Origin of the sequence: Stenotrophomonas sp. SORGH_AS_0321 (assembly GCF_031453215.1) — a bacterium.
Classification (GTDB): domain Bacteria; phylum Pseudomonadota; class Gammaproteobacteria; order Xanthomonadales; family Xanthomonadaceae; genus Stenotrophomonas; species Stenotrophomonas chelatiphaga.
On record NZ_JAVIZG010000001.1, the window covers coordinates 1,553,834 to 1,573,110 of the forward strand.

20 protein-coding genes and 2 tRNA genes are annotated in these 19,277 nt (G+C 64.0%); 9 read left to right on the forward strand and 13 right to left on the reverse strand.

Annotated elements, in window-relative coordinates:
- Window positions 1-139: 139 nt before the first annotated feature.
- Complete coding sequence (map, locus tag QE373_RS06735; protein ID WP_309684937.1) at window positions 140-907, reverse strand: type I methionyl aminopeptidase; 768 nt, start codon at window positions 905-907, stop codon at window positions 140-142.
- A complete protein-coding gene (locus QE373_RS06740; RefSeq protein ID WP_057507978.1) occupies window positions 904-1,116 on the reverse strand; it encodes a ParD-like family protein in 213 nt (70 codons plus the stop codon). The genes map and QE373_RS06740 overlap by 4 nt, the downstream gene beginning before the upstream one ends.
- A gap of 395 nt (window positions 1,117-1,511) precedes the next feature.
- Between QE373_RS06740 and QE373_RS06745 the strand changes: the two genes are divergently transcribed.
- Both QE373_RS06745 and QE373_RS06750 read left to right on the forward strand, forming a co-directional pair.
- Entirely contained in the window at window positions 1,512-1,928 is a 417-nt protein-coding gene (locus tag QE373_RS06745; protein ID WP_309684941.1) for a hypothetical protein, read from the forward strand.
- Window positions 1,925-2,227: a hypothetical protein gene (locus QE373_RS06750; protein ID WP_309684943.1), complete on the forward strand. Its 303-nt coding sequence runs from the start codon at window positions 1,925-1,927 to the stop codon at window positions 2,225-2,227. The genes QE373_RS06745 and QE373_RS06750 overlap by 4 nt, the downstream gene beginning before the upstream one ends.
- Before the next feature lie 74 nt (window positions 2,228-2,301).
- Here the strand turns inward: QE373_RS06750 and QE373_RS06755 are convergent, their stop codons facing one another.
- The 6 genes from QE373_RS06755 to QE373_RS06780 form a co-directional block, all read right to left on the reverse strand.
- On the reverse strand, window positions 2,302-3,522 hold the full coding sequence (locus QE373_RS06755; protein ID WP_309683344.1) for an ISL3 family transposase: 1,221 nt from the start codon (window positions 3,520-3,522) through the stop codon (window positions 2,302-2,304).
- A gap of 264 nt (window positions 3,523-3,786) precedes the next feature.
- On the reverse strand, window positions 3,787-4,470 hold the full coding sequence (locus tag QE373_RS06760) for a site-specific integrase (RefSeq protein ID WP_309684944.1): 684 nt from the start codon (window positions 4,468-4,470) through the stop codon (window positions 3,787-3,789).
- A 298-nt stretch (window positions 4,471-4,768) separates the two neighbouring features.
- Window positions 4,769-5,608: a DUF3037 domain-containing protein gene (locus tag QE373_RS06765; protein WP_309684946.1), complete on the reverse strand. Its 840-nt coding sequence runs from the start codon at window positions 5,606-5,608 to the stop codon at window positions 4,769-4,771.
- Complete coding sequence (locus QE373_RS06770) at window positions 5,605-6,360, reverse strand: HipA family kinase (protein WP_309684948.1); 756 nt, start codon at window positions 6,358-6,360, stop codon at window positions 5,605-5,607. Before QE373_RS06770 ends, QE373_RS06765 begins: the two co-directional genes overlap by 4 nt.
- Window positions 6,361-6,378: 18 nt before the next feature.
- Window positions 6,379-7,104: a S24 family peptidase gene (locus QE373_RS06775; RefSeq protein ID WP_309684950.1), complete on the reverse strand. Its 726-nt coding sequence runs from the start codon at window positions 7,102-7,104 to the stop codon at window positions 6,379-6,381.
- Window positions 7,105-7,460: 356 nt separating this feature from the next.
- Entirely contained in the window at window positions 7,461-7,793 is a 333-nt protein-coding gene (locus QE373_RS06780; RefSeq protein WP_309684952.1) for a hypothetical protein, read from the reverse strand.
- A gap of 199 nt (window positions 7,794-7,992) precedes the next feature.
- Here QE373_RS06780 and QE373_RS06785 point away from each other — a divergent pair, with 199 nt between their 5' ends.
- Window positions 7,993-8,217, forward strand: a complete 225-nt coding sequence (locus tag QE373_RS06785) for a hypothetical protein (RefSeq protein ID WP_309684954.1) — start codon at window positions 7,993-7,995, stop codon at window positions 8,215-8,217.
- A 65-nt stretch (window positions 8,218-8,282) separates the two neighbouring features.
- On the opposite strand, the gene QE373_RS06790 is transcribed toward QE373_RS06785, so the two are convergent.
- Window positions 8,283-8,549: a hypothetical protein gene (locus QE373_RS06790; protein ID WP_309684956.1), complete on the reverse strand. Its 267-nt coding sequence runs from the start codon at window positions 8,547-8,549 to the stop codon at window positions 8,283-8,285.
- A gap of 142 nt (window positions 8,550-8,691) precedes the next feature.
- Here QE373_RS06790 and QE373_RS06795 point away from each other — a divergent pair, with 142 nt between their 5' ends.
- A complete protein-coding gene (locus QE373_RS06795) occupies window positions 8,692-9,279 on the forward strand; it encodes a phage regulatory CII family protein (protein ID WP_309684958.1) in 588 nt (195 codons plus the stop codon).
- A gap of 545 nt (window positions 9,280-9,824) precedes the next feature.
- Here QE373_RS06795 and QE373_RS06800 read toward each other — a convergent pair.
- Both QE373_RS06800 and QE373_RS06805 read right to left on the reverse strand, forming a co-directional pair.
- On the reverse strand, window positions 9,825-10,007 hold the full coding sequence (locus QE373_RS06800) for a hypothetical protein (RefSeq protein ID WP_309684960.1): 183 nt from the start codon (window positions 10,005-10,007) through the stop codon (window positions 9,825-9,827).
- Window positions 10,008-10,521: 514 nt separating this feature from the next.
- A tRNA-Phe gene (locus tag QE373_RS06805) sits at window positions 10,522-10,597 on the reverse strand.
- Between the two features lie 247 nt (window positions 10,598-10,844).
- Between QE373_RS06805 and QE373_RS06810 the strand changes: the two genes are divergently transcribed.
- Together QE373_RS06810 and QE373_RS06815 are read left to right on the forward strand one after the other, a co-directional pair.
- Window positions 10,845-11,873, forward strand: coding sequence for an NADP-dependent oxidoreductase (locus QE373_RS06810; RefSeq protein WP_309684962.1), 1,029 nt, complete (start codon window positions 10,845-10,847; stop codon window positions 11,871-11,873).
- A 150-nt stretch (window positions 11,874-12,023) separates the two neighbouring features.
- Window positions 12,024-12,194, forward strand: coding sequence for a hypothetical protein (locus tag QE373_RS06815; protein ID WP_170184005.1), 171 nt, complete (start codon window positions 12,024-12,026; stop codon window positions 12,192-12,194).
- A gap of 47 nt (window positions 12,195-12,241) precedes the next feature.
- Here the strand turns inward: QE373_RS06815 and QE373_RS06820 are convergent.
- Window positions 12,242-12,317: transfer RNA gene (locus tag QE373_RS06820), tRNA-Ala, on the reverse strand.
- A gap of 103 nt (window positions 12,318-12,420) precedes the next feature.
- Here QE373_RS06820 and QE373_RS06825 point away from each other — a divergent pair.
- The 3 genes from QE373_RS06825 to QE373_RS06835 all read left to right on the forward strand — a co-directional run bounded on the left by QE373_RS06825 (window position 12,421) and on the right by QE373_RS06835 (window position 17,816).
- Window positions 12,421-12,684 (forward strand): Rho-binding antiterminator, encoded by a 264-nt coding sequence (locus QE373_RS06825; RefSeq protein WP_309684964.1) that lies wholly within the window; start codon window positions 12,421-12,423, stop codon window positions 12,682-12,684.
- A 166-nt stretch (window positions 12,685-12,850) separates the two neighbouring features.
- Window positions 12,851-15,385: a Cache 3/Cache 2 fusion domain-containing protein gene (locus tag QE373_RS06830; RefSeq protein WP_309684966.1), complete on the forward strand. Its 2,535-nt coding sequence runs from the start codon at window positions 12,851-12,853 to the stop codon at window positions 15,383-15,385.
- Window positions 15,386-15,515: 130 nt separating this feature from the next.
- Window positions 15,516-17,816, forward strand: a complete 2,301-nt coding sequence (locus QE373_RS06835) for a TonB-dependent receptor (RefSeq protein WP_309684968.1) — start codon at window positions 15,516-15,518, stop codon at window positions 17,814-17,816.
- 188 nt (window positions 17,817-18,004) lie between these two features.
- On the opposite strand, the gene rnd is transcribed toward QE373_RS06835, so the two are convergent.
- The gene (rnd, locus tag QE373_RS06840; RefSeq protein WP_309684970.1) at window positions 18,005-19,078 is read right to left on the reverse strand and encodes a ribonuclease D; all 1,074 of its coding nucleotides are present in this window, start codon (window positions 19,076-19,078) and stop codon (window positions 18,005-18,007) included.
- Window positions 19,079-19,277 lie beyond the last annotated feature (199 nt).

A 19,277-nucleotide genomic window follows, 5' to 3' on the forward strand; every position in this document is an offset into this window, starting at 1 on the left:
AAAGAAGGCGGACAAGAACGAGAAGAAGACCACCCGCGGGTTCGGTCCGGCTTGATCCAGGGCCGCTGCGTGTCGTCGCCCCGGGCGGGGACACGCGGGAAACCAATGCAGCGGCGCTGCCGCTGACTGCACTCTGCACTTACTTCGGCGCGCGCTCGCCCTTGCGCAGCGTCAGCACACGTACGCCGGTCGCGGTAACCGCCACGGTGTGTTCGAACTGTGCCGACAGCTTGCCGTCGCGGGTATGCACCGGCCATGCGTCCGGCTGGTGGCGGATCGCCGCCTTGCCCTGGTTGAGCATCGGTTCGATGGTGAACACCATGCCTTCCTGCAGCTCCACGCCGCTACCGCGATGCCCGTAGTGCAGGATCTGCGGCTCTTCGTGCATGTCACGGCCAATGCCGTGGCCGCAGTATTCCTTGACCACGGTATAGCCCTGTTCGCGCGCGAAACGTGCGATGGCATGGCCGATGTCGCCGGTATGCGCGCCGGGACGTACCGCGGCGATGCCTTTCCACATCGCCTGGTAGGTGGCCTGCACCAGCCGACGTGCAGGGTAGGGAACCTCGCCGACCAGGTAGGTGGTGCTGGAGTCGGCGATGAACCCGTTCTTCTCCAGCGTGATGTCCAGGTTGACGATCTGCCCTTCGCGCAGCACGTCGTCGGCCGAGGGCACGCCATGGCAGACCACGTCGTCGATGGAAGTATTGAGCACGTACGGGAAGTCGTACTGGCCCTTGCTGGCCGGGCGCGCCTGCAGGTCGTCGACGATCATCCGCTCGACCAGCTCATTGATGTCCATCGTGCTGCGGCCGCGCAGGTCCAGCGTGTCCAGGTGGTCGAACACCTGGGCCAGCAATGCGCCGGATTGCGCCATCAATTCGATTTCCTGCGCGGACTTGATCATGTGTGCCGCTCGGCCAGCCGCGGTGTCTGCACGCCGGCGCTGCGCAGCTGCTCGGCGACGATCTGCTGGTAGCTCAGTTCCGGGTGCAACTCGCAGAGCATGCCGATCCTGATCCAGAAGTTGGCCTGGGCGTTGATCGAGCGATGGCTGACGGTGCAGGCGCGGCGAAGCTGGTCATGCAGTTCGTCGTCGATGTTGACGATGCCCATGGACGGGACTCTCTGGGGAATATACGAATCGTATACGTTGCGTATAGGTGGCGCAACTGGCCCGGAACGCGGCCGATGGTTCGACTGATGTGCTCGCATCGCGACGCTTTTGCAGCTTCGCCCATGTACGCAGGCGGCCGTCGCTGCTGCTATGGAGCTGCTGGCGACGAAGAGCGCCAGCCGGGATTGGCATCCCGCAAGAAGATTTTATTTGGCTCTGTTTTGCCCCTTGGGCACGGCGGAGAATGCACTGCATCGCGCGCCGGTCATACGGCGGGCGATGTGGGGGATCCCTGATCCGCCGGCTTTTTTGAAATCTTCTCCGGTATGCCAACCCGCATCGCCCGCCACCTGCCGCCTTGGCGCAGGTGGCCTCAAGCCTTGTGAGGTATGCAATGGAATCGCACTATCCCCTCAGCGCGAAGCGCTTGTACGCCCTGATGGGCGAGCGGATGCAGCACTTCCCGCCGCACTTCATCGAACGCCTCGAACGGCGGCTGGAAGCGTTCGAAACCTCGCGCACCAACCAACACTGTGTGAGGCACCTGCGGCTTCTGCCGCGCACGTCGTCCGATTCGCCGCAGACGGGAGGCGGCTGCCATCCAGAGCTCAAAGGCACCGCGCAGGTCGCCGTGTCCATCCGTACCCTGCAGGCGCTGGCGTCGATCTTCGAAGTGCTGCATGCGGTGCACCTGAGCCGTCAGGAAATGCAGTCGGACGCAGGATTCGGCATGTTCATGATCGAAGAGCTGATCGTCTCCGGACGCGAACTGGTGCGCTCGTCGGCCGATGCGATGTGGAGGCAGGCATGACGCCCTACGAGTCCGCAAAGGCGCAATTGGAAAACCGGCGTGCAGCAGAAATGGCCGACTACTTGGACGATCGCCTGCACATGATCCACTACGATGAAACGACCTTCGCGCGTTCGCTGTTGCTGGTGTCCGAACTGCATGGCATCGGCCACGTGGCGCGCGAATGCGGGCTGAGCGACGATGCCCTGCGACGGCAGCTGAGCGGGTCGCGTCCGTTGTACTTGGACAACGTGCTGGGCGTGGTGCGCGCGCTGGGCATCCAGTTGCGGGTGGAGCCGATTCAACGCGGCTCCGCCTGACGACCTGGGCGGGGAGGGCGGGTCGCACTGCCCACCCGTGCAGACGCTGCGCAACAGGCAAAAAAAAAGGTTCTTCACCCAACTCCGGGGAAGGCCGCCCGGATCTTCAGGAAGAAATACGCGTCGTCTCGGTATCCGTAGGCGACGCGCTTGATGACCTTGATCTTGTTATTGATGCCTTCCACCAGGTTCGTCCCGAGCGGCCATCGGCAGTGGGCCAGGATGCCCGGGAGATATGGTTGCAGACGGCGGACAAAGATGCGCAGCGGCTCCAGCCCGCTTCGCAGGGCGCGATGCTTCCATGACCGCCAAGCCTTCTCCGCCCAGCTCTGGCTTCGGTAGCGCCACAGCTGCTTCAGGTCGTCTTTGAGCAGATACGTGGTCAGCAGGGCTTTGTTGGCGGCCAGCAGCTCCTCGAGTTGGACGCGCTGCTCGGCTGGGACGTTTTGCCGATTGCGCAGCAGGAGCCAGCGCGAGGTCTTCACCACCCGTCGCGCGGGCTTGTCGGTGCGTAGGCGATTGGCCTCGTCAACCCGCACCCGATCAATGACTTCGCGCCCGTACTTGGCCACGACATGGAAGAGGTCGTAGACCACCTCGGCGTTGGGGCATTGGGCTTTCACTTCCAGGTCGAATGCCGAATTCATGTCCATGGCGACCGCTTGGATGCGTTCGCAGCCGTCCCTTCCGAGTAACTCGAAGAAGGGGCGCACGTCAGCGCGACTGCGTCCTCGACCGACCCAAAGCACGCGCTTGCGTGATGGCTCGACCACCACGGTGGCGTAGCGATGGCCCTTCTGGATCGCAAACTCGTCCATCGCGATCACTCTTACGTCCGATAGGTCCACCGGCCCCAGCGTCTGCACCAGATGCCTGAAATCAAGTGCCTTGACCGTCTTCCAGTCCAAGCCATGCCACTTTGCGGTGGCATGGATCGAGGTCGTGGCACACATGCGTGCCACGCTCTGCGCAAGCCGTTGCGTTACCCGGGCATGCCGCTCCAACCAATCCAGATGCTCCAGCTTTGGCCCGCAGCGAGGACAGGCCAGTCGCTGTCGCTGGATCTCCAACTCGACCGGCGCATCGAACACAGGCAGGTCACGAACCCGCCGGAGCGTCTGGTCGTGGACGGCCACGACCCACTTGTCGCATCCGCTGCAGCGTCGGCGGCGGCGTGAATCGGGCACCAGCGAAAGCACCAGCCACGTGGCTGCGCCACGTGCCTCGCGGCGCCACCCATCCAGGCGATACCCCGCCCAGCCTCCCAGCAACGGCATACAATCCAGCTTGGCCACGGCCGGCCTCGGTTTGTTGTCTCGACAACTACAAATCTAGCTGGTCGGCCGTGCGCCTTCTCCCCTCAGATGGGAGAAGAACCAAAAAAAAGGCCTGCATTTCTGCAGACCCTTCAAAAACAATGGTGGCCGAGGACGGAATCGAACCGCCGACACGGGGATTTTCAATCCGATTCCCCAGAAAAAAAACTCCAATAAATCAAGCACTTTAGTAGCCCTGCTAACGGAACGCCGTAGCGATAAGTGTTTGATTCATAGCGGAGCCTACCCACCCCGCCCGTGCAAATTCCGTGCAACTTCTTCGATGCGCTCAGCGTCTGCGGCGAGGTGTTCAGGTGACAGGTGAGCGTACCTCAGCACAGACTGGTAGGAGCGCCATCCGCCTAGCTCCATCAGGCTACGCAGGCTGGTCCCGGCCATGACGTGCCAGCTTGCCCAGGTGTGCCTCAGGTCGTGCCAGGTCAGGTCATCTATCCGCGCCCGGCGCTGCGCTGCGTACCAGCCGGTATTGCTGGCTCGCACGTAGGGCTGGCTGTCTTTCTCCGATCCACTGGGGAACACCCATGGATTTCCTTGGACCCGCTTCGCGCGCTGTGCCAGCAGGATGTCCATGGCATTGCGGTTGAGCGGGGCGCCGATGGCCTTCTTCGCTTTGGCCTGCAGGCCCTTGATCCAAGCCACGCGCCGATCAAGGTCGACCTGCGCCCACTGCAGCCGCAGCACGTTCTGCTCACGCCAACCCGTCGCCAAGGCGAAGAGGAAGGGCGGTCGCAGGTGTTCGGCCAGTTCGTCGTGCAGACGCTTGGCCTCAGCCTGGGTAAGCCGTGCGGCTTCCTCAGGATTGGCGTGCAGGTATCCGCCGCTCGGCAGCTGGATGCAGACGACGCCGGCGCGGGGGCGGGCCTCAGCGGTGATAGGGCCTTGGGAGGCGAGGGTGAGGGCGGCCATGCTCAGCGGCCCTTGTTGAAGCTGCTGACGAAGGTAGCGATGAAGCCGCAGCGAAGGCGCTGATGCAGCGCATTGCGACGGTCATCGCCCGGATGGGGCGCTCATGCGTCGGCATGGTCGGGTCTCCTGCGCCCGGCCCCAGAATGAGACGTCTTCGGCGCTAGGAAAGATTAGCGACGCTTATTTCCGATTAAATAGTGGCGCTTATATTTGTCTGCGTGATTAGTGAGCGCGTTCATCGTCTGGGCTGTTGCTCCGGTACGCTTGCAAAGAAAAACCCCGCCGGAGCGGGGTAGTTTCAGTAATTAGGTACGGCCTGTTCCGCGAAGTTAAGAATAGCCGGCCTGTCAGTCGCGTCGACCACCTCAACATCTAGGTCTCGCAGCTCATCGGTGATCTCGCGCGTCGCGTTCACGCGCTTGAGGCTTATCCCCGCACCGGTAGGGGGAGCTTCAATTGCAAAAAGCGTGTGCGCGGGAAGCAAATTGTGCTTTTTCAAGCGAGCAATTTTGTGAACCCAGAACCCACCATGCTCGAAGATCTTGTTTGGCTCGTCCTGGCCAAGAAAGAGGGGTTTGATCGCAACTTTCGGCGTGTCAGGACTGGTAGAAACGAACGGGAACTTCACACTGAAGCTGTCGTCGCCTACTGCGAGGTCATCAAAGTATGCCTTGAGGCGCGCGCCGCTAAGGATTCTGCCGACTCCCTTGGTCAGGATCTGCTCGTGGTATTCCTTCGTCGCAAAGTCGCGCTCAATGAACCGTTCATACAGCTCAGCCAGAGCTTCGTCCGGGCTTTCAGCCAAGATCACACGCGTGGCACTGAAGGTCATCAATGCCTCTCTTGGGCGAGTGATCGAGTCAAATGCGTAATATGCTTGCAATTGACCATCTTCCACTGCCTTAGCAACACGGAAAATTTCAGCCTTTACATACTTCATTGCCTCGCGATAGATCCTCGCCCCGAGACCTTGGAAGAAGTCGGTAACGCGCTGGGTGCGGTTCGTGGGTGCCAATTTGGCCCTCAGCAACCCAAGCTCCGGGCACGCGAGAACCACCCCGATGTTGGCGAACTCGCCTGTTTCGGCGTAAGGGATGAACCTCACGATCGCGTATTGGCAGGCGACCTTAGTCTTCATGCCAGCCTCCAGAAGTCTTGATGGGCGCAGCGGGCCAGCAGCGTCTTGCATGCCGGCTCGTCGAAATTTACGGGTATGGTCCGTTCATCATCATGAAAAATCCACTCGCTTGGTACGGTAGCCCAAGCAGTATCCCACGAATCTGCCAACACCTCGCTGAGCCTAGCCTGATAATTTGCCATCTCTACCAGGTCTTGGCAAAGCGGGTTCCATTCATCTCCAAAGATATGTGTCTGGAAGAACGTCGTCTCATCGAACTCAGCGTCGAATGCCAGATTGTGATCGATGACGACAAGATCTCCGGACTCAGCGTTGAATAGGAGATTTGGGTTCCCGCCAGTCTCTGTCAAGGTCCGATCTGCATTGTGGACCCACCAGTCAAACACCAGGATATCCCGGCGCATCGGCAACGGGACCCGCGACTTGGAGGCGTAGGTGATCCAACTTAGCCCTTCAACTGCCCTTGATGCGAACACTGGCCCGGTGCCCAGCTCCCGGCCTTCGGGATGCAGCCGCACCAACCCAGCGGGAGCCGTGGCGATGGCAACGCGGGGGAGGTTCAATCCCATCCTCGCGGCGAGGTGCCCGGCCATCCATTCGCAAATCAGGCTCTCGTGTGTCGCCGACCTTCCCTTGACATAGTAGAGATGTCCATCTTCAGCCCGGCACTTGAATGGCATTGTCCGGCCGTCGGTGCTCCTATCCGTGATCTCAACAATCGGCAGAAAATTGCCGGCGACCTGCGCGTTCATGTTCGGCCTCCCATGGCCTCAGTCAGCCCATCCGCCGATCCAGTGAACACGGCCGACTACGGTGATCGGATTCCGTTCTGAGTCCATACGTCGCGGCTTTTGCCACTGGTGGTCTCCATTCGGATTGTCGCTGGTGAAGTAGACGATGCCGTCCAAGATCATCGCCCGCTTCACGAAGTACTCGGCATTGCATGCACCATGCATCTGAACCAGGTACAGCACGCCATCCACCACCCGTGTGTCCGATGTGTCGAAGAGGATCGCATCACCGTCCTGGATGACGGGCTCCATGGAGTCGCCTTTGCCGTAGTAGATCGCCAACGGGTGGTTATATATCCCGCGCCGACGAAGGCTGGTCTTCTTGAACTTCAGGCTATGGGTCTCGGCATACTCTTCAGCCTCTACGCCTGCTGCGCCCAGCCCCACGGCCTGGGAATAGCCGATTACGTCTGCGTACTGATCATCATGCGGGGCAGGTGAAGAATACTGTTGCTCGGGAAGATCTGTCCTAACCTCCACATCCTCGATGCCGAGGGCTGAGGTGAAAGCCTTCAACGTCCTGTAATTCATAGGTATTTTTCCGTTGAGGTACTGGCTCACAGCGCCTTGGGTGATACCAAGTTCGTGAGCCATCTTCTCCTGGGTGATGCCCAGCCCACGCGCACGCCCGTCCCAAGCTGCTTTCAGTTTGATGGCTGCTGCCACGTCGAACTTCGTTGGCTTGGCTTTGCGAGGCGTGTTCATATGAGTAACGCTAATTAATGCGTTCATCGTTGACCAGTAGTGGCGCTATTGACTGATATATCAGGGGCGCTTATCAGATCATGAACAACGCCACCTACCGGAAAGAGAAGGGTCTGTCTCAGGCGGCGTCCGCTGCTCTCCTGACGGCAACGGGCACGCCCGCCACGCAGGGCCTCGTCTCCCAATGGGAGAGGGGAACTAACGCCATCAGGGCGGAGCGAGCAATCCAGATCGATCTCGCTACCGAAGGCGCTGTAAGCCGGTTCGAGCTCCTGCCGGCGGTGTTCGGCCGATGCCAGCCCAGGAGGTGCACCGTGCTGCCTAGCAACTGGCGGGTGTTGGTGCAGGCCTCAACGTCATTTGGCTGCATGGCTCGCTTCCACCAGGTGGAGGGCTGCCCTGTGGATCCCCTCGTTCTTGCACAAGATCACGACGATTGCGCCGTCTGCTGCGTCATCGACTGCTTCCCTGAAATCGTCTTTGAGGGTGAGGCCGGAACTGGGCATAGCGACGCTGAGGCTCCAGTTGTCATGCAGCTTCTCCTGAAGCTCAAGGAGTTGCGCCAAGCGTGCGGCTTCGGCCAGGGGATCTTTTCGTGCGTCCCCGCTGATGGGGGCAACGATCAGGAATATGCACCTGTCTTCTGCAACGGCCTTGTACAGGCCGTCGTTGATGCGCGCGATTTTCATGTCTCCCTTCCTTGTGGCCCGTTGCGGTTGATGGTTGGAGGCGTGGAAACCCCAGCTTATCAACCGGGGGAACTTGCCGATTACATGTTTGCTGCAAGGGAGCGGCGTTGATGGCTTGCGCCTGGACCGGACGCTCGCTGGTGGCAAGGATGGCGATCCAAGCTGAGGGTCAGGCCATTTCCGCACTGGTCGACGCCGGATGAGCAAGCGCGCGCTACGCCAAAAATTCGGCTTCAAGACGGACGCGCACCTGGCAAAGGTGCTGGGCCTGCCGCTGGAGCAGGTGGAGGGGTGGGGCGAGACGGACACCATCCCGGCGCTGCCGCAGGTGATGACGCTGCTGGGCCATGAGGAACAGCCGGCCCAGCAGCGCGGCTCGCAGGACCCGGACGCCGACCGTATCGTCACCCTGGAGGTGGCCTGAGATGCGCGCGCCCGCCTGCTTCATCAAAACCAAGGCGGCGCAGGACGCCACCTTGGCGCTTTCAATCACTGGCCTGCGTACTTCTTCTGCAGATCTTCCATGTGCCCTGACCACTCCTGAACCAGAGACGGCAGGCGCTGGAAGTAATCCGTCCCTTGCACGCGCGCTGCGTGCTGCTCCGCGTTCGAGCTCATCTTCGATGGAAGGCCGCGGGTAATGGTGCCTGACGCAACCAGTTCGTCCATGAGAGTGAGCGCAAATGTCTCGAGTCGAGCTATGCGCAGGTGCATGTCTTTGAAGGTTTCCGCTACCGCGTTGCTTTCGTCCGTCATGCCGCCCTCCTTGCGGGCTGTTCGTGTGATGCCTGCAGCGTAACGGAAGGGGGGCGGCGCCTGTCGTCCATGAGTTGCTGATGTCCATGACGCACAAGTTGCGCCGCAGTAGTGCCCGAATCCACGTTTCCGAGGCCATCCAATGAACGCCGCAGATGCCGCCCACAAGACCGTCCACGCCTATCCGAGTGGTAGCGAGTCGCTGTCTCCGCGCATCGGCATGTCCGCCGCGGTGCAGCGGAACAAGGTCAACCCGAACAACACCACGCACCACTTAACGCTGGCCGAAGGTAGCGAGGTGATGGGCGTGACCGGAGATGACAGCATCCTCCACGCCATGGCGTCGCAGCACGGCTACGCGCTGTCGCGCACGGAGGTGCCGGAGAGCGGCAGCCTGATCGGCTCGTTGCTGGCCGCCAGCGGCGCCAAGGGCGACCTCGCCGAGGTCATCGCCGACGCCATACAAGACTGCCGCATCACCCCCGAACGAGGCTGCGGCTATCGCGCACCACTCCACGACGCTGCAGGCCATAGTCGCCCAGTTTTCCCAGCACGCATCTGCCGCCGCAGTGAGGTACGTGCCATGAGCGCCCAGCTTGCCCGCAACACCGACTTCAGCGGCAGCCACGTCGCTGCAGATCGCATCGTCCGGCGCCGTGCAGGGCTACGGCTACCGGGTGAAACCGCTCGTGTTGTACGCGTCACGCGGCCAGACCGTGTGGCGCGATGACTGCCGGCAGATCCCGATCCCCGGCTATGCCGGGCCGATCCCGGACGGTGTGCCGGAGCAGCCTGCCCAGGCTGACAGGGGCGCGCGCTAATGTGATCGAAAGCGCCTCCGTCGACGAAGGAAGAGGCCGCCCGGATTGAGTTGGCCAAGGTGTCGGCCCGTGCATGGCGTGCCTAGCGCTGGTCGAGCAGCGGCTGCCGGCGCCGTGGCAGGTGGTCTACGGCTGCGACTACAACCACGCCAAGAGTAGGACCATCCGCCGCGGCCACGCGTTCGGCTTCGTCCTGTGTAAATGGCATCACATACGGGTGCCCATGGAAGGCAAGAACTTTGCCCGGATGCGAGATCTACGGCCCGAGCCTGATGGACGGCTCGCGAAACTTCCACGAGACCTACGGCTCGGGCGATGACCTGATCGACAATCAGGCCTATATCAATGAACTGAGGAGCCTCGCATGTCCGTATAGCGCAGGTAGTGCGAGAAGGATAGGGAAGGCGGCTTGCAAAAAACGTTCATATCGAACGCGTCTGAACATCGCGCAGCCTCACTGGCTGCGCCCTACGCGCGGTACGTTTCGCCCGTACCTCAGGATGATCCGCAACACTTCATCAGAGCAGTCACGAAGCGTGTCGGCGGAGGCCGTCATCCCTTCTTGATGCCTGGTCACTGCTTCACGGTCCCACTCTTCCACCATGCGCTCGATCTCGGCCTTGAACTGGTTGGTCATGTTCGGCTCCCGTTCATTTGCGCCGAGTGTTTCACCGACACCGGACCATACGATTTCGTATAACGGTCGCGCATCCGCGATGTGGAATGCCGATGCTTCGACCCGCGCAGTTCGCGGCCGGCAGTGGACTCTGACGACCTACAGGGCAGGGCTGAGGCAGTCAGCTGGCGTTGCCTGCGTATCGGCCCCTGCGACGCGTCGCCGGCACCATAGCTGCCATGACGAAGACAAATGCGGGTAAGGCGCGCTGGGCGCGTACCAAGGCTGCTGGCCTGTGGCAGCAAGCCGCCGAGTTGGACCGTGATCGCGCAGGAAGTTGGGAGGAAAGGGCACGCCGCCGCCGCGCCGCCGATCGCCTCCGCACCGAGGCCGCACGATTCGAAAACATTGCGCGTCGTCTCTGCCCTGCACTCGATGACGAAGCAGCATGAGCGACAGCGCCGAATGAAATCCGTGCAAAATCCGTGCAACTGAAAAAAAGAAAGGGCCTGCAAGTTCGCAGACCCTTTAGAAATGGTGGCCGAGGACGGAATCGAACCGCCGACACGGGGATTTTCAATCCCCTGCTCTACCAACTGAGCTACTCGGCCACTTGTTTCGTTGGCAGCGATGTCGCTGCCGAGGAGGCGCATATTACGGAGGTCGCGCGGTTTCGGCAAGCCTTTTGAACAAAAAACTTCACAATGGTGTCTCCGCACTGCCCATGCGCGTGCAAGTGCTTGATCCTCCGTTGCCGCCAGCGTGCACGGCAATGGGACGCTGGTTTTTCAGGGCCCCGTGCGGGCTGCGTTGCGCGTACCGTCGAAGGCTACTTCCTTTACCGAACGGATGCAGCGCATGTGCTACTCGTCCCTCACCACCGATCGCATTGTCCTCGCCTCGCGCCCGCAGGGGGCACCGACCGCCGCGAACTTCCGCCGCGAGCAGGCTGCGTTGCCCGAACTGCAGCCGGGCCAGGTGCTGCTGCGCAACCGCTACCTGTCACTGGACCCCTATATGCGTGGGCGCATGGAAGAAGGCCCGTCCTATGCTGCGCCGGTGGCCCTGGATGCGGTGATGGAAGGGCGCACGGTGAGTGAAGTGCTGGCCTCGCGCCATGATGGGCTGGAGCCGGGCGCGCTGGTGGTGGCATCGGGTGGTTGGCAGACCCACGCAGTGGTGGACGGCGCTGGCATCAGCCGCCGCCTGCAGGCGCACGGACTGCCGCTCAGCACGGCGCTGGGCGTGCATGGCATGCCGGGTTTCACCGCCTACGCGGGCCTGCAGGAGATTGGCCGCGTGCAGCCGGGCGAAACGCTGGTGGTGGCCGCAGCCAGTGGTCCGGTAGGCGCCACCGTGCTGCAGCTGGCCAAGCAGCAGGGTGCGCGCGTGGTTGGCATTGCCGGTGGCCCGGACAAGCGTGCGTACGTGGAAACGCTGGGTGCCGATGTGGCGCTGGACCATCGCGCCGACGGCTTCGCCGAGCAACTGCGTGCAGCGGCTCCCGGGGGCATCGACGTCTATTTCGAAAACGTCGGCGGCAAGGTCTTCGATGCCGTGCTGCCGCTGCTGAATGACTTCGCGCGCGTGCCGGTGTGCGGCACCATCGCCACCTACAACGCGCGGGGTGCGCTGCTGCCGGGGCCGGACCGCCTGCCGGGCTTCTTCAGCCAGGTGCTGCGCCAGCGGCTGACCGTGCGGGGCTTCATCCAGACCGATTTCGCCGCGCTGTTCCCCCGCTTCGAGATAGAGATGGCGCAATGGCTGCGCGACGGGCGCATCCAGTACCGCGAAGACATCGTGGACGGTCTGGAGGCAGCGCCGGAGGCGTTCTTCGGCCTGCTGCAGGGGCGCAACTTCGGCAAACTGGTGGTCAAGCTGGACTGAGCGGCGTTCCAGTGAGCGCCGCCACGGTGCCGCGCGCAGGTGACAGGGCCAACCGGGCTGAACGGGCGGCCGCGGGCTCGTGATCTGCGCATCACGGCGGCGCCGATAGCGTGGAGTACCACGACACACCACAACGAGCAGGCACGCAGCATGGGTACCGAAAAGAACAGCCAGCAAGACCGCGCCGGCGTAGAAGAAAGCCAGCAGGACCAGCGCCAGGATGATGTGGCCAAGCAGCGTCCCGGCCAGCAGGACGAGCAGATCCGTGATGCGCACTCGAAGAAGCCGGTGCGCAAGGATGGCAGCGGCGAGCCGGCCTGAACGAAAAAAGCCCCGGGAGCGATCCCGGGGCTTTCTGTTTCAATTCGTGGTGGAGCCAAGGAGGATCGAACTCCTGACCTCGTCGATGCGAACGACGCGCTCTCCCAGCTGAGCTATGGCCCCACAGTGGACCTGAGTCTATCCAACTGCCGGATGCTTGCCAAGCCCGCGCGTGCGGATCGAAAGTGTGACGTCACGCACCCGTGCAGCCAACGCTTGGAAGCCGATGGAACCTTACCGCCCGATCTCCTGCGACCTGCATGACCATCTGGAGATCGCCTGCCTGCGCCGGCTTCGCCTGCAGGTGGAGCTGACCGACGGCACCCAGGTGGAAGGCCGTGCGTTGACCACCGTGAGCACGCCGAGCAAGGAAGAGTTCCTGCGCCTTGAAAGCGCCGATGGGCTGCGTGACCTGCGGCTGGATCAGCTGCACGCGATCACCGCGCTAGATGAAGAAAGCGGCTTCGGGCGGGTCGTCCTCTCGGCTTGATGGTGGCGCGATGTAACCGTTTTCAGCACCTTCATGCGAAAAATCAATCGCTTGGAGGCTGAACGCTGCCGAAAATTTGATCGATCCAGCCTAAAGAGGACCACTTCGGTGCCGTTAAAAGTGTGACGCCCGACACGCGTCCCCCCTTCCTATCAAGTGCCTCTCGATGACGACTTCTGCCGCCACCGGTTCCACGCTGTCCATTTCTTCCCGTCTGGCGATCCTGCTTGCGGCCATCACCGCCGCTGCCTTCGTGCTGCTGGCCCTGCTGATCTACCGGCAGACCGCCGCCAGTTACCAGACACGCGTGCAGGCCGGGCTGGGCACCTCGGCCAGCCTGATGCGGGACTCGGTGGCGCTGTACGACCGCAGCCTGAGCCAGAGCACCGCCCACATGGCTGAACTGTTCCGCGCCTCGCTGCCGGCCGGCGATGCCGCCGTGGATGCCGCGCGCAGCGTGGAGGTGGCCGGCCAGGTTGCCCCGCAGCTGATGTTCGGTGGCAGCCCGCTGGCGCTGGACGATGCGGCGGTGGATCGCTTTGCCACCTCCACCGGCGGCGTGGCGACGGTGTTCGTGCGCGATGGCGATGACTTCGTGCGGGTGGCGACCTCGCTGCGCAATGCCGCCGGTGAGCGCGTGCTGGGCACCAAGCTCGATCGCGCCCACCTGGCGTATCCGAAGATCATCGCCGGCGAAGCCTTCAGTGGCCCGGCGCACCTGTTCGGCACGGACTACATGACGCACTACATGCCGCTGAAGGATGCGGCCGGTGCGGTGGTGGGCATCGCCTTCGTCGGTCAGGACCAGTCCGCCGGGCTGGCCGCGCTGAAGGCCAGCCTGCGTGATTCCACGCTGGGCAAGGATGGCTACTTCATGGCCATCGACACGCGGCCCGGCGAGGGCTTTGGCAAGGTGATCGCAGCGCCCGCCGGTGAAGGCGGCAAGATCAGCGAGCGCGTGGTGGCCGAAGACCTGCCGCTGCTGCAGGCGCTGCTGGAAGGCCGCCAGGCATCGGCCACGCTGCAGGTGCGCAGCGCCGATGGCAAGGACACGCGCGGCTATTTCGTTTCCGCGCAGGCGCATGCGCCGTGGCGCTGGATGGTGCTGGGCATGGAGCCGGTGTCGGTGCTGCAGGACGTGCTGCGCACGCTGCTGCTGCAGATCGCCGGCATTTCCGCGCTGGCGCTGCTGGCGGTGATCGGCGCGACCGTGCTGGCCATGCGCCGGTTGCTGGCTCGTCCCTTGCAGCAGGCCGAACAGGTGGCACTGGACGTGGCGGCGGGCCGGCTGGACCGCGAGATCCCGCAGCGTCGCCCGGATGAAGTGGGGCGCCTGCTGTCGTCCATGCGTCAGATGCAGTCGACCCTGCGCGATGTCACCGCCGCGCAGGACCGCATGGCCCAGCACCACGCCGAAGGCGCCATCAGCCACCGCATCGATGCCAGCGCGTTCCAGGGCGCGTTCCGCGGCATGGTGGAGGGCACCAATGCGCTGGTCGATGCACACGTGCGCACCACGCTGGAGATGGTCGAACTGGTGCAGGAATATGCTGCCGGTGACCTGTCGGCTTCGATGCCGGAACTGCCGGGCGAGAAGGCCCGGATCAGTGCGTCGGTCAACGGCGTGCGCGCCCGCCTGCAGGCCATCAATGGCGAGATCAAGCGCCTGGTCGCGGCCGCTGCGGCCGGTGACTTCAGTGCGCGTGGTGACGCCGAAGCGTTCGACAATGATTTCCGGGTCATGGTGGAAGGGCTGAACACCCTGATGACCACGGCCGACCACAACCTGGCGGCGCTGTCGGACCTGCTGCGCAACCTGGCGCGGGGCGACCTGCGCAGCCGTATCGAAGGTGATTTCCAGGGCGTGTTCGCCGAAATGCGCGACGACGCCAACCAGACCGTGTCCAGCCTGGGCACGATCATCGCTGGCATCCAGCGCTCGGCCGATGGCGTGTCGGCGGCGGCGGCGGAAATCGCCTCGGCCAGCGAAGACCTGTCGCGCCGGACCGAACAGCAGGCGGCCAACCTGGAAGAGTCGGCCGCATCGATGGAAGAAATGACCGCCGCGGTTCGCCAGAGCGCGGACCACGCGGTGCGTGCGGACAAGCTGGCGGTGCAGGCCACCGGCGTGGCATCGCAGGGCGGTGAGGCGGTGGCCGAGGTGGAGCGCACCATGCGCCTGATCGAGGCGTCTTCGCGGCGTATCGCCGACATCACCACGGTGATCGATGGCATTGCCTTCCAGACCAACATCCTGGCGCTGAACGCGGCGGTTGAAGCGGCCCGTGCGGGCGAAGAAGGGCGTGGTTTCGCGGTGGTGGCCAGTGAAGTGCGCACCCTGGCGCAGCGCTCGGCGCAGGCCGCGCGTGAGATCAAGGGCCTGATCGACGAATCGGTGGAGCAGGTCGGCACCGGCAGTGCGCTGGCGGCGCGCGCCGGCGAGACGATCCAGCAGGTGGTGACCGCGGTCGGAGAACTGGGCACGGCGATCGGCGGCATCGCGCTGGCATCGCGCGAGCAGGCCGCCGGCATCGAACTGGTCAACCAGAGCATCGTGCAGATGGACGGGGTCACCCAGCAGAACGCGGCGCTGGTGGAAGAGACGTCTGCCTCGGCGCAGTCGATGACCGCCCAGGCGGCGTCGCTGCGCGAAGCGGCGGCGCGCTTCGTGCTGGCGCGCGCGGCGGTGGTGGCAGCGTAAGGTCGGCGGCAAGGGGGAGCGGCTGCCACGGGATTGCAACGTGGCCGCCATACTGTGCGCCTGCGCGCTTTGATTTCCTGATCCGCCCGGCTCGCGCAGGCCGCACGGACGCTCCCGCGAGTCCCCGTACATGCATCTGAACCACCGAATCTTCCGTCGTCATCCGTTGGCGCTGGCATGCGCCGCGTTGTCCGTGGGCCTGGTCGCCCCGGCCTTCGCGCAGCAGGCTGCCACGCCGGCCAGCGCCACCGCGCTGGATGCCATCACCGTGACCGCCGAACGCCGCGAGCAGAACCTGCAGGACGTGCCGGTGTCGGTCGGCGTGCTGCAGGGCGAGCAGCTGCGCGACTACACCGCCGGCGGCGATGACACGCTGCTGGCACTGTCCGGCCGGGTGCCGGGCTTCTATGCCGAGACCACCACCGGGCGCATCTTCCCGCGCTTCTACATCCGTGGCCTGGGCAACATCGATTTCTATCTGGGTGCCTCGCAGCCGGTGTCCATCATCCAGGACGAGGTGGTGCTGGAACACGTGGTGCTGAAGTCCAACCCGGTCTACGACGTGGACCAGATCGAAGTGCTGCGTGGCCCGCAGGGTACGCTGTTCGGGCGCAACACCACCGCCGGCATCGTCAAGTTCGACAGCATCAAGCCGAGCCAGGAGGCCAGCGGCCGGGTCAATGCCAGCTACGGAACCCACAACAGCGTCGCCGTGGATGCCGGCCTGGGCGGCCCGATCAACGAGGTCGCCGCGTTCCGCGTGTCGGCGCTGTACCAGCACCGCGATGATTACGTGGACAACACCTATGCCGGTCCCAGTGCCGATGGCGCGATGGCGCCGCGCAAGGATGCCATGGGCGGCTTCGACGACCGCAACGTGCGCGCCCAGCTGCTGCTGACCCCCACCGACAACTTCTCCGTGCTGGCCTCCGCGCATGCGCGGGACTACGAAGGCACCTCCACGCTGTTCCTGCGTGGTGGCATGGTCAAGGGCTCCAACCAGCCGATCGCCGCGCGCGACCGCGTGGCCTACGACGAGGCCGCCAACAACCCGCAGGCCTACAAGACCTATGGTGGCTCGCTCAAGGCGACCTACGATTTCGGCGCGGTGGAACTGACCTCGATCACCGCCTACGAAACCACGTCCGGCTACAGCCGCGGTGACACCGACGGCGGCGCGGCGGCCAACTTCCCGGTCAACGGCGTGGCCAATGGTTTCGGCCAGTCGATGGGCCAGGTGCGCGACCTCGACCAGTGGACCCAGGAAGTCCGTCTGGCCAGCGTGGGCGATGATCGCCTGAGCTGGCAGGCAGGCCTGTTCTACTTCGACGGCCGTGATATCACCGACTTCTACCAGCGCGGCTGGTTCCTGCAGGGTGCTGCGCGCAATCCCAACAACTGGGTGCGCCTGCGCAATACCAATACCTCCGTTGCCGGCTTCGGCCAGCTGAGCTACAAGGCCACCGACCAGTTGACGCTGACCGCGGGCCTGCGCCAGACCCGCGATGAGAAGCGCACGCGCCTGCTGAAGACCGCCGACACCGCGGCCGGTGCGGTGACCTATCGCGGCCGCACGGATGTGGAAATGAGCGACACCACGCCGAGCTGGGACCTGAGCGCGATGTACCAGATCAACGACCAGGTGGGCGTGTACGCCAAGGTCGCGCGCGGCTTCCGCGGACCGACCATCCAGGGCCGCTCGGCGGTGTTCAACTCAGACTTCACCACCGCCGATTCGGAGACCATCCTGTCCTGGGAAGCCGGCGTCAAAAGCACGCTGTGGGACAACCGCCTGCGCCTGAACGCGACCGCCTTCACCTACCAGGTCAACGACATCCAGCTCAACGGCAATGATTCCGATGGCAATGGCGTGTTGTTCAACGCGGACAAGGCGCGTGCCTACGGCCTGGAAGCGGACATGGAACTGCGTCCGATTCCGAACCTGACCCTGAGTGCGGGCGTCAGCCTGTTGCACAGCGAGATCCAGGATGACCGGGTGTACGCCCAGGTGTGTGCGCTGAACGGCGTGGTGGTGTGTACCGTGAACGACCCGACCATCAAGGTCGGTGCCAATACCTTCGCGCAGATCAACGGCAACCCGCTGCCGAACGCGCCGAAGTACGGCATCAACCTGGCGGCCCGCTACGATTTCCCGGTCAGCGATGCAGCCACCGTGTTCGTGTCCACCGACTGGAACAAGCAGGGCTATACCAGCTTCGTGCTGTACGACACGGCCGAGTTCAATTCCAAGGGCGATTTCGAAGGCGGCCTGAAGTTGGGCTACTCCGGCGGCTACGGCGCCTACGAAGTGGCGCTGTTCGCGCGCAACATCACCAACGAGAAGAACCTCAAGGGCGTGATCGAGAACTACATGGCGGCGGTGTACAACGAGCCGCGCACCGTGGGTGTTTCGGTGAACGTGAACTGGTGACGCGGCACCGGCAGTGAGGTTGACGGCCAGCGGCCGTCACTACCAGGGGCTCGTTGCCCGGTAGTGACGGCCGCTGGCCGTCATCCAGCAGATGCATGGTTGCCCGGTAGTGACGGCCGCTGGCCGTCATCCAGCAGATGCTTGGCTGCCCGGTAGTGATGGCCGCTGGCCGTCATCCGGCAGAACAGTCAGGGCAGCAGCGGCTGCAGCTTCGGCTCCAGCACCTGCTGCCGCCAGCCGGCCAACGGAGCGGGCCAGGTGCGGTTTTCCAGGTAGCTTTCCAGGTGCTTGCGCGAGGCCAGCACGCCATCGGGCAGGCCCAGTGACTGGCTCACCTGCGCAACCGCTTCCTGCAGCTTCTTCAACGCCTTTTTGTTGGCATCGGTGGCCTGCAGCAGCTGCGGCGCATCGGCTTCATCGTCCAGCGGGGTGTTCAATGCCTGCCACACCGCACCTGCCAGCTTGCGCGGTGCTTTCGGGAACTGGTCGAACAGCTTGCCCAACGCCGCTTCGTCCACCGGCGGGACGCGGGCGAGGGTGGCCGCCAGTTCATTGTCCAGGATCCAGCTGCGCGGACGGTCGCTGCTGCGTGCCTGCTGGTCGCGCCAGCGCAGCAGGCGCAGCAGCCGGCGCTGTGCCGGTGCATCCAGGAACTGCGCCGAGCGCATGCCCAGGTGCGGCCAGCGGTCTTCGTCATGCTCCACGCTGGCCAGCAGGCGTTCGGCATCGTCGGCCAGCCACTGCTGGCGATCCAGCGCCCCGAGCTTCGCCACGATGGCATCGTGCAGCGCGAACAGGTGTTCGACGTCGTCGGCGGCATACTGCAGCTGCGAATCCGACAGCGGCCTGCGCATCCAGTCAGAGCGCGTTTCTCCCTTTTCCAGGGTCACGCCGGTGATTTCCTGCACCAGCTTCTGGTAGCCCATGCCACCGCCGATACCGGCCAGCGAGGCGCCGATCTGGGTGTCGAACAGCGGCCGCGGCAGCACGCCGCAGGTGTGCTTGAACGCCACCAGGTCTTCGCTGGCGCTGTGCATCACCTTGATGATGGAGGTATCGGTCAGCCACGGCGCCAGCGCTTCGGGCATGCCCGGGATCAGCGGATCGATCAGCAGGACCTCGTCGCCGACGGCCATCTGCACCAAGGCCAGTTGCGGCCAGAAGGTGCGCTCGCGGATGAACTCGGTGTCCAGGCCGATGCGGGAGGGACGCAGCTGTTGCCGCGCCTGCAGTTCTGCGGGGGTGTTGATCCAGGTTGCCACGGGGCGTTCGACTTCTCGCGTTTGCTCAGGAAGGGGAGAATAGCCTAACGTCGGCCGGCACCCCGGCCTGAAGGAGTTGGTTTTGCGTCTGCTGCGCCCCGTACCTGCTGTTGCCCGCCCTGTGCCTGCTGGGGGCGACCGGCTGCGGAGAGCCATCGCCGGGGGCCCGCGCACCGGCGGCCGCAGCGGCCGAACCGGC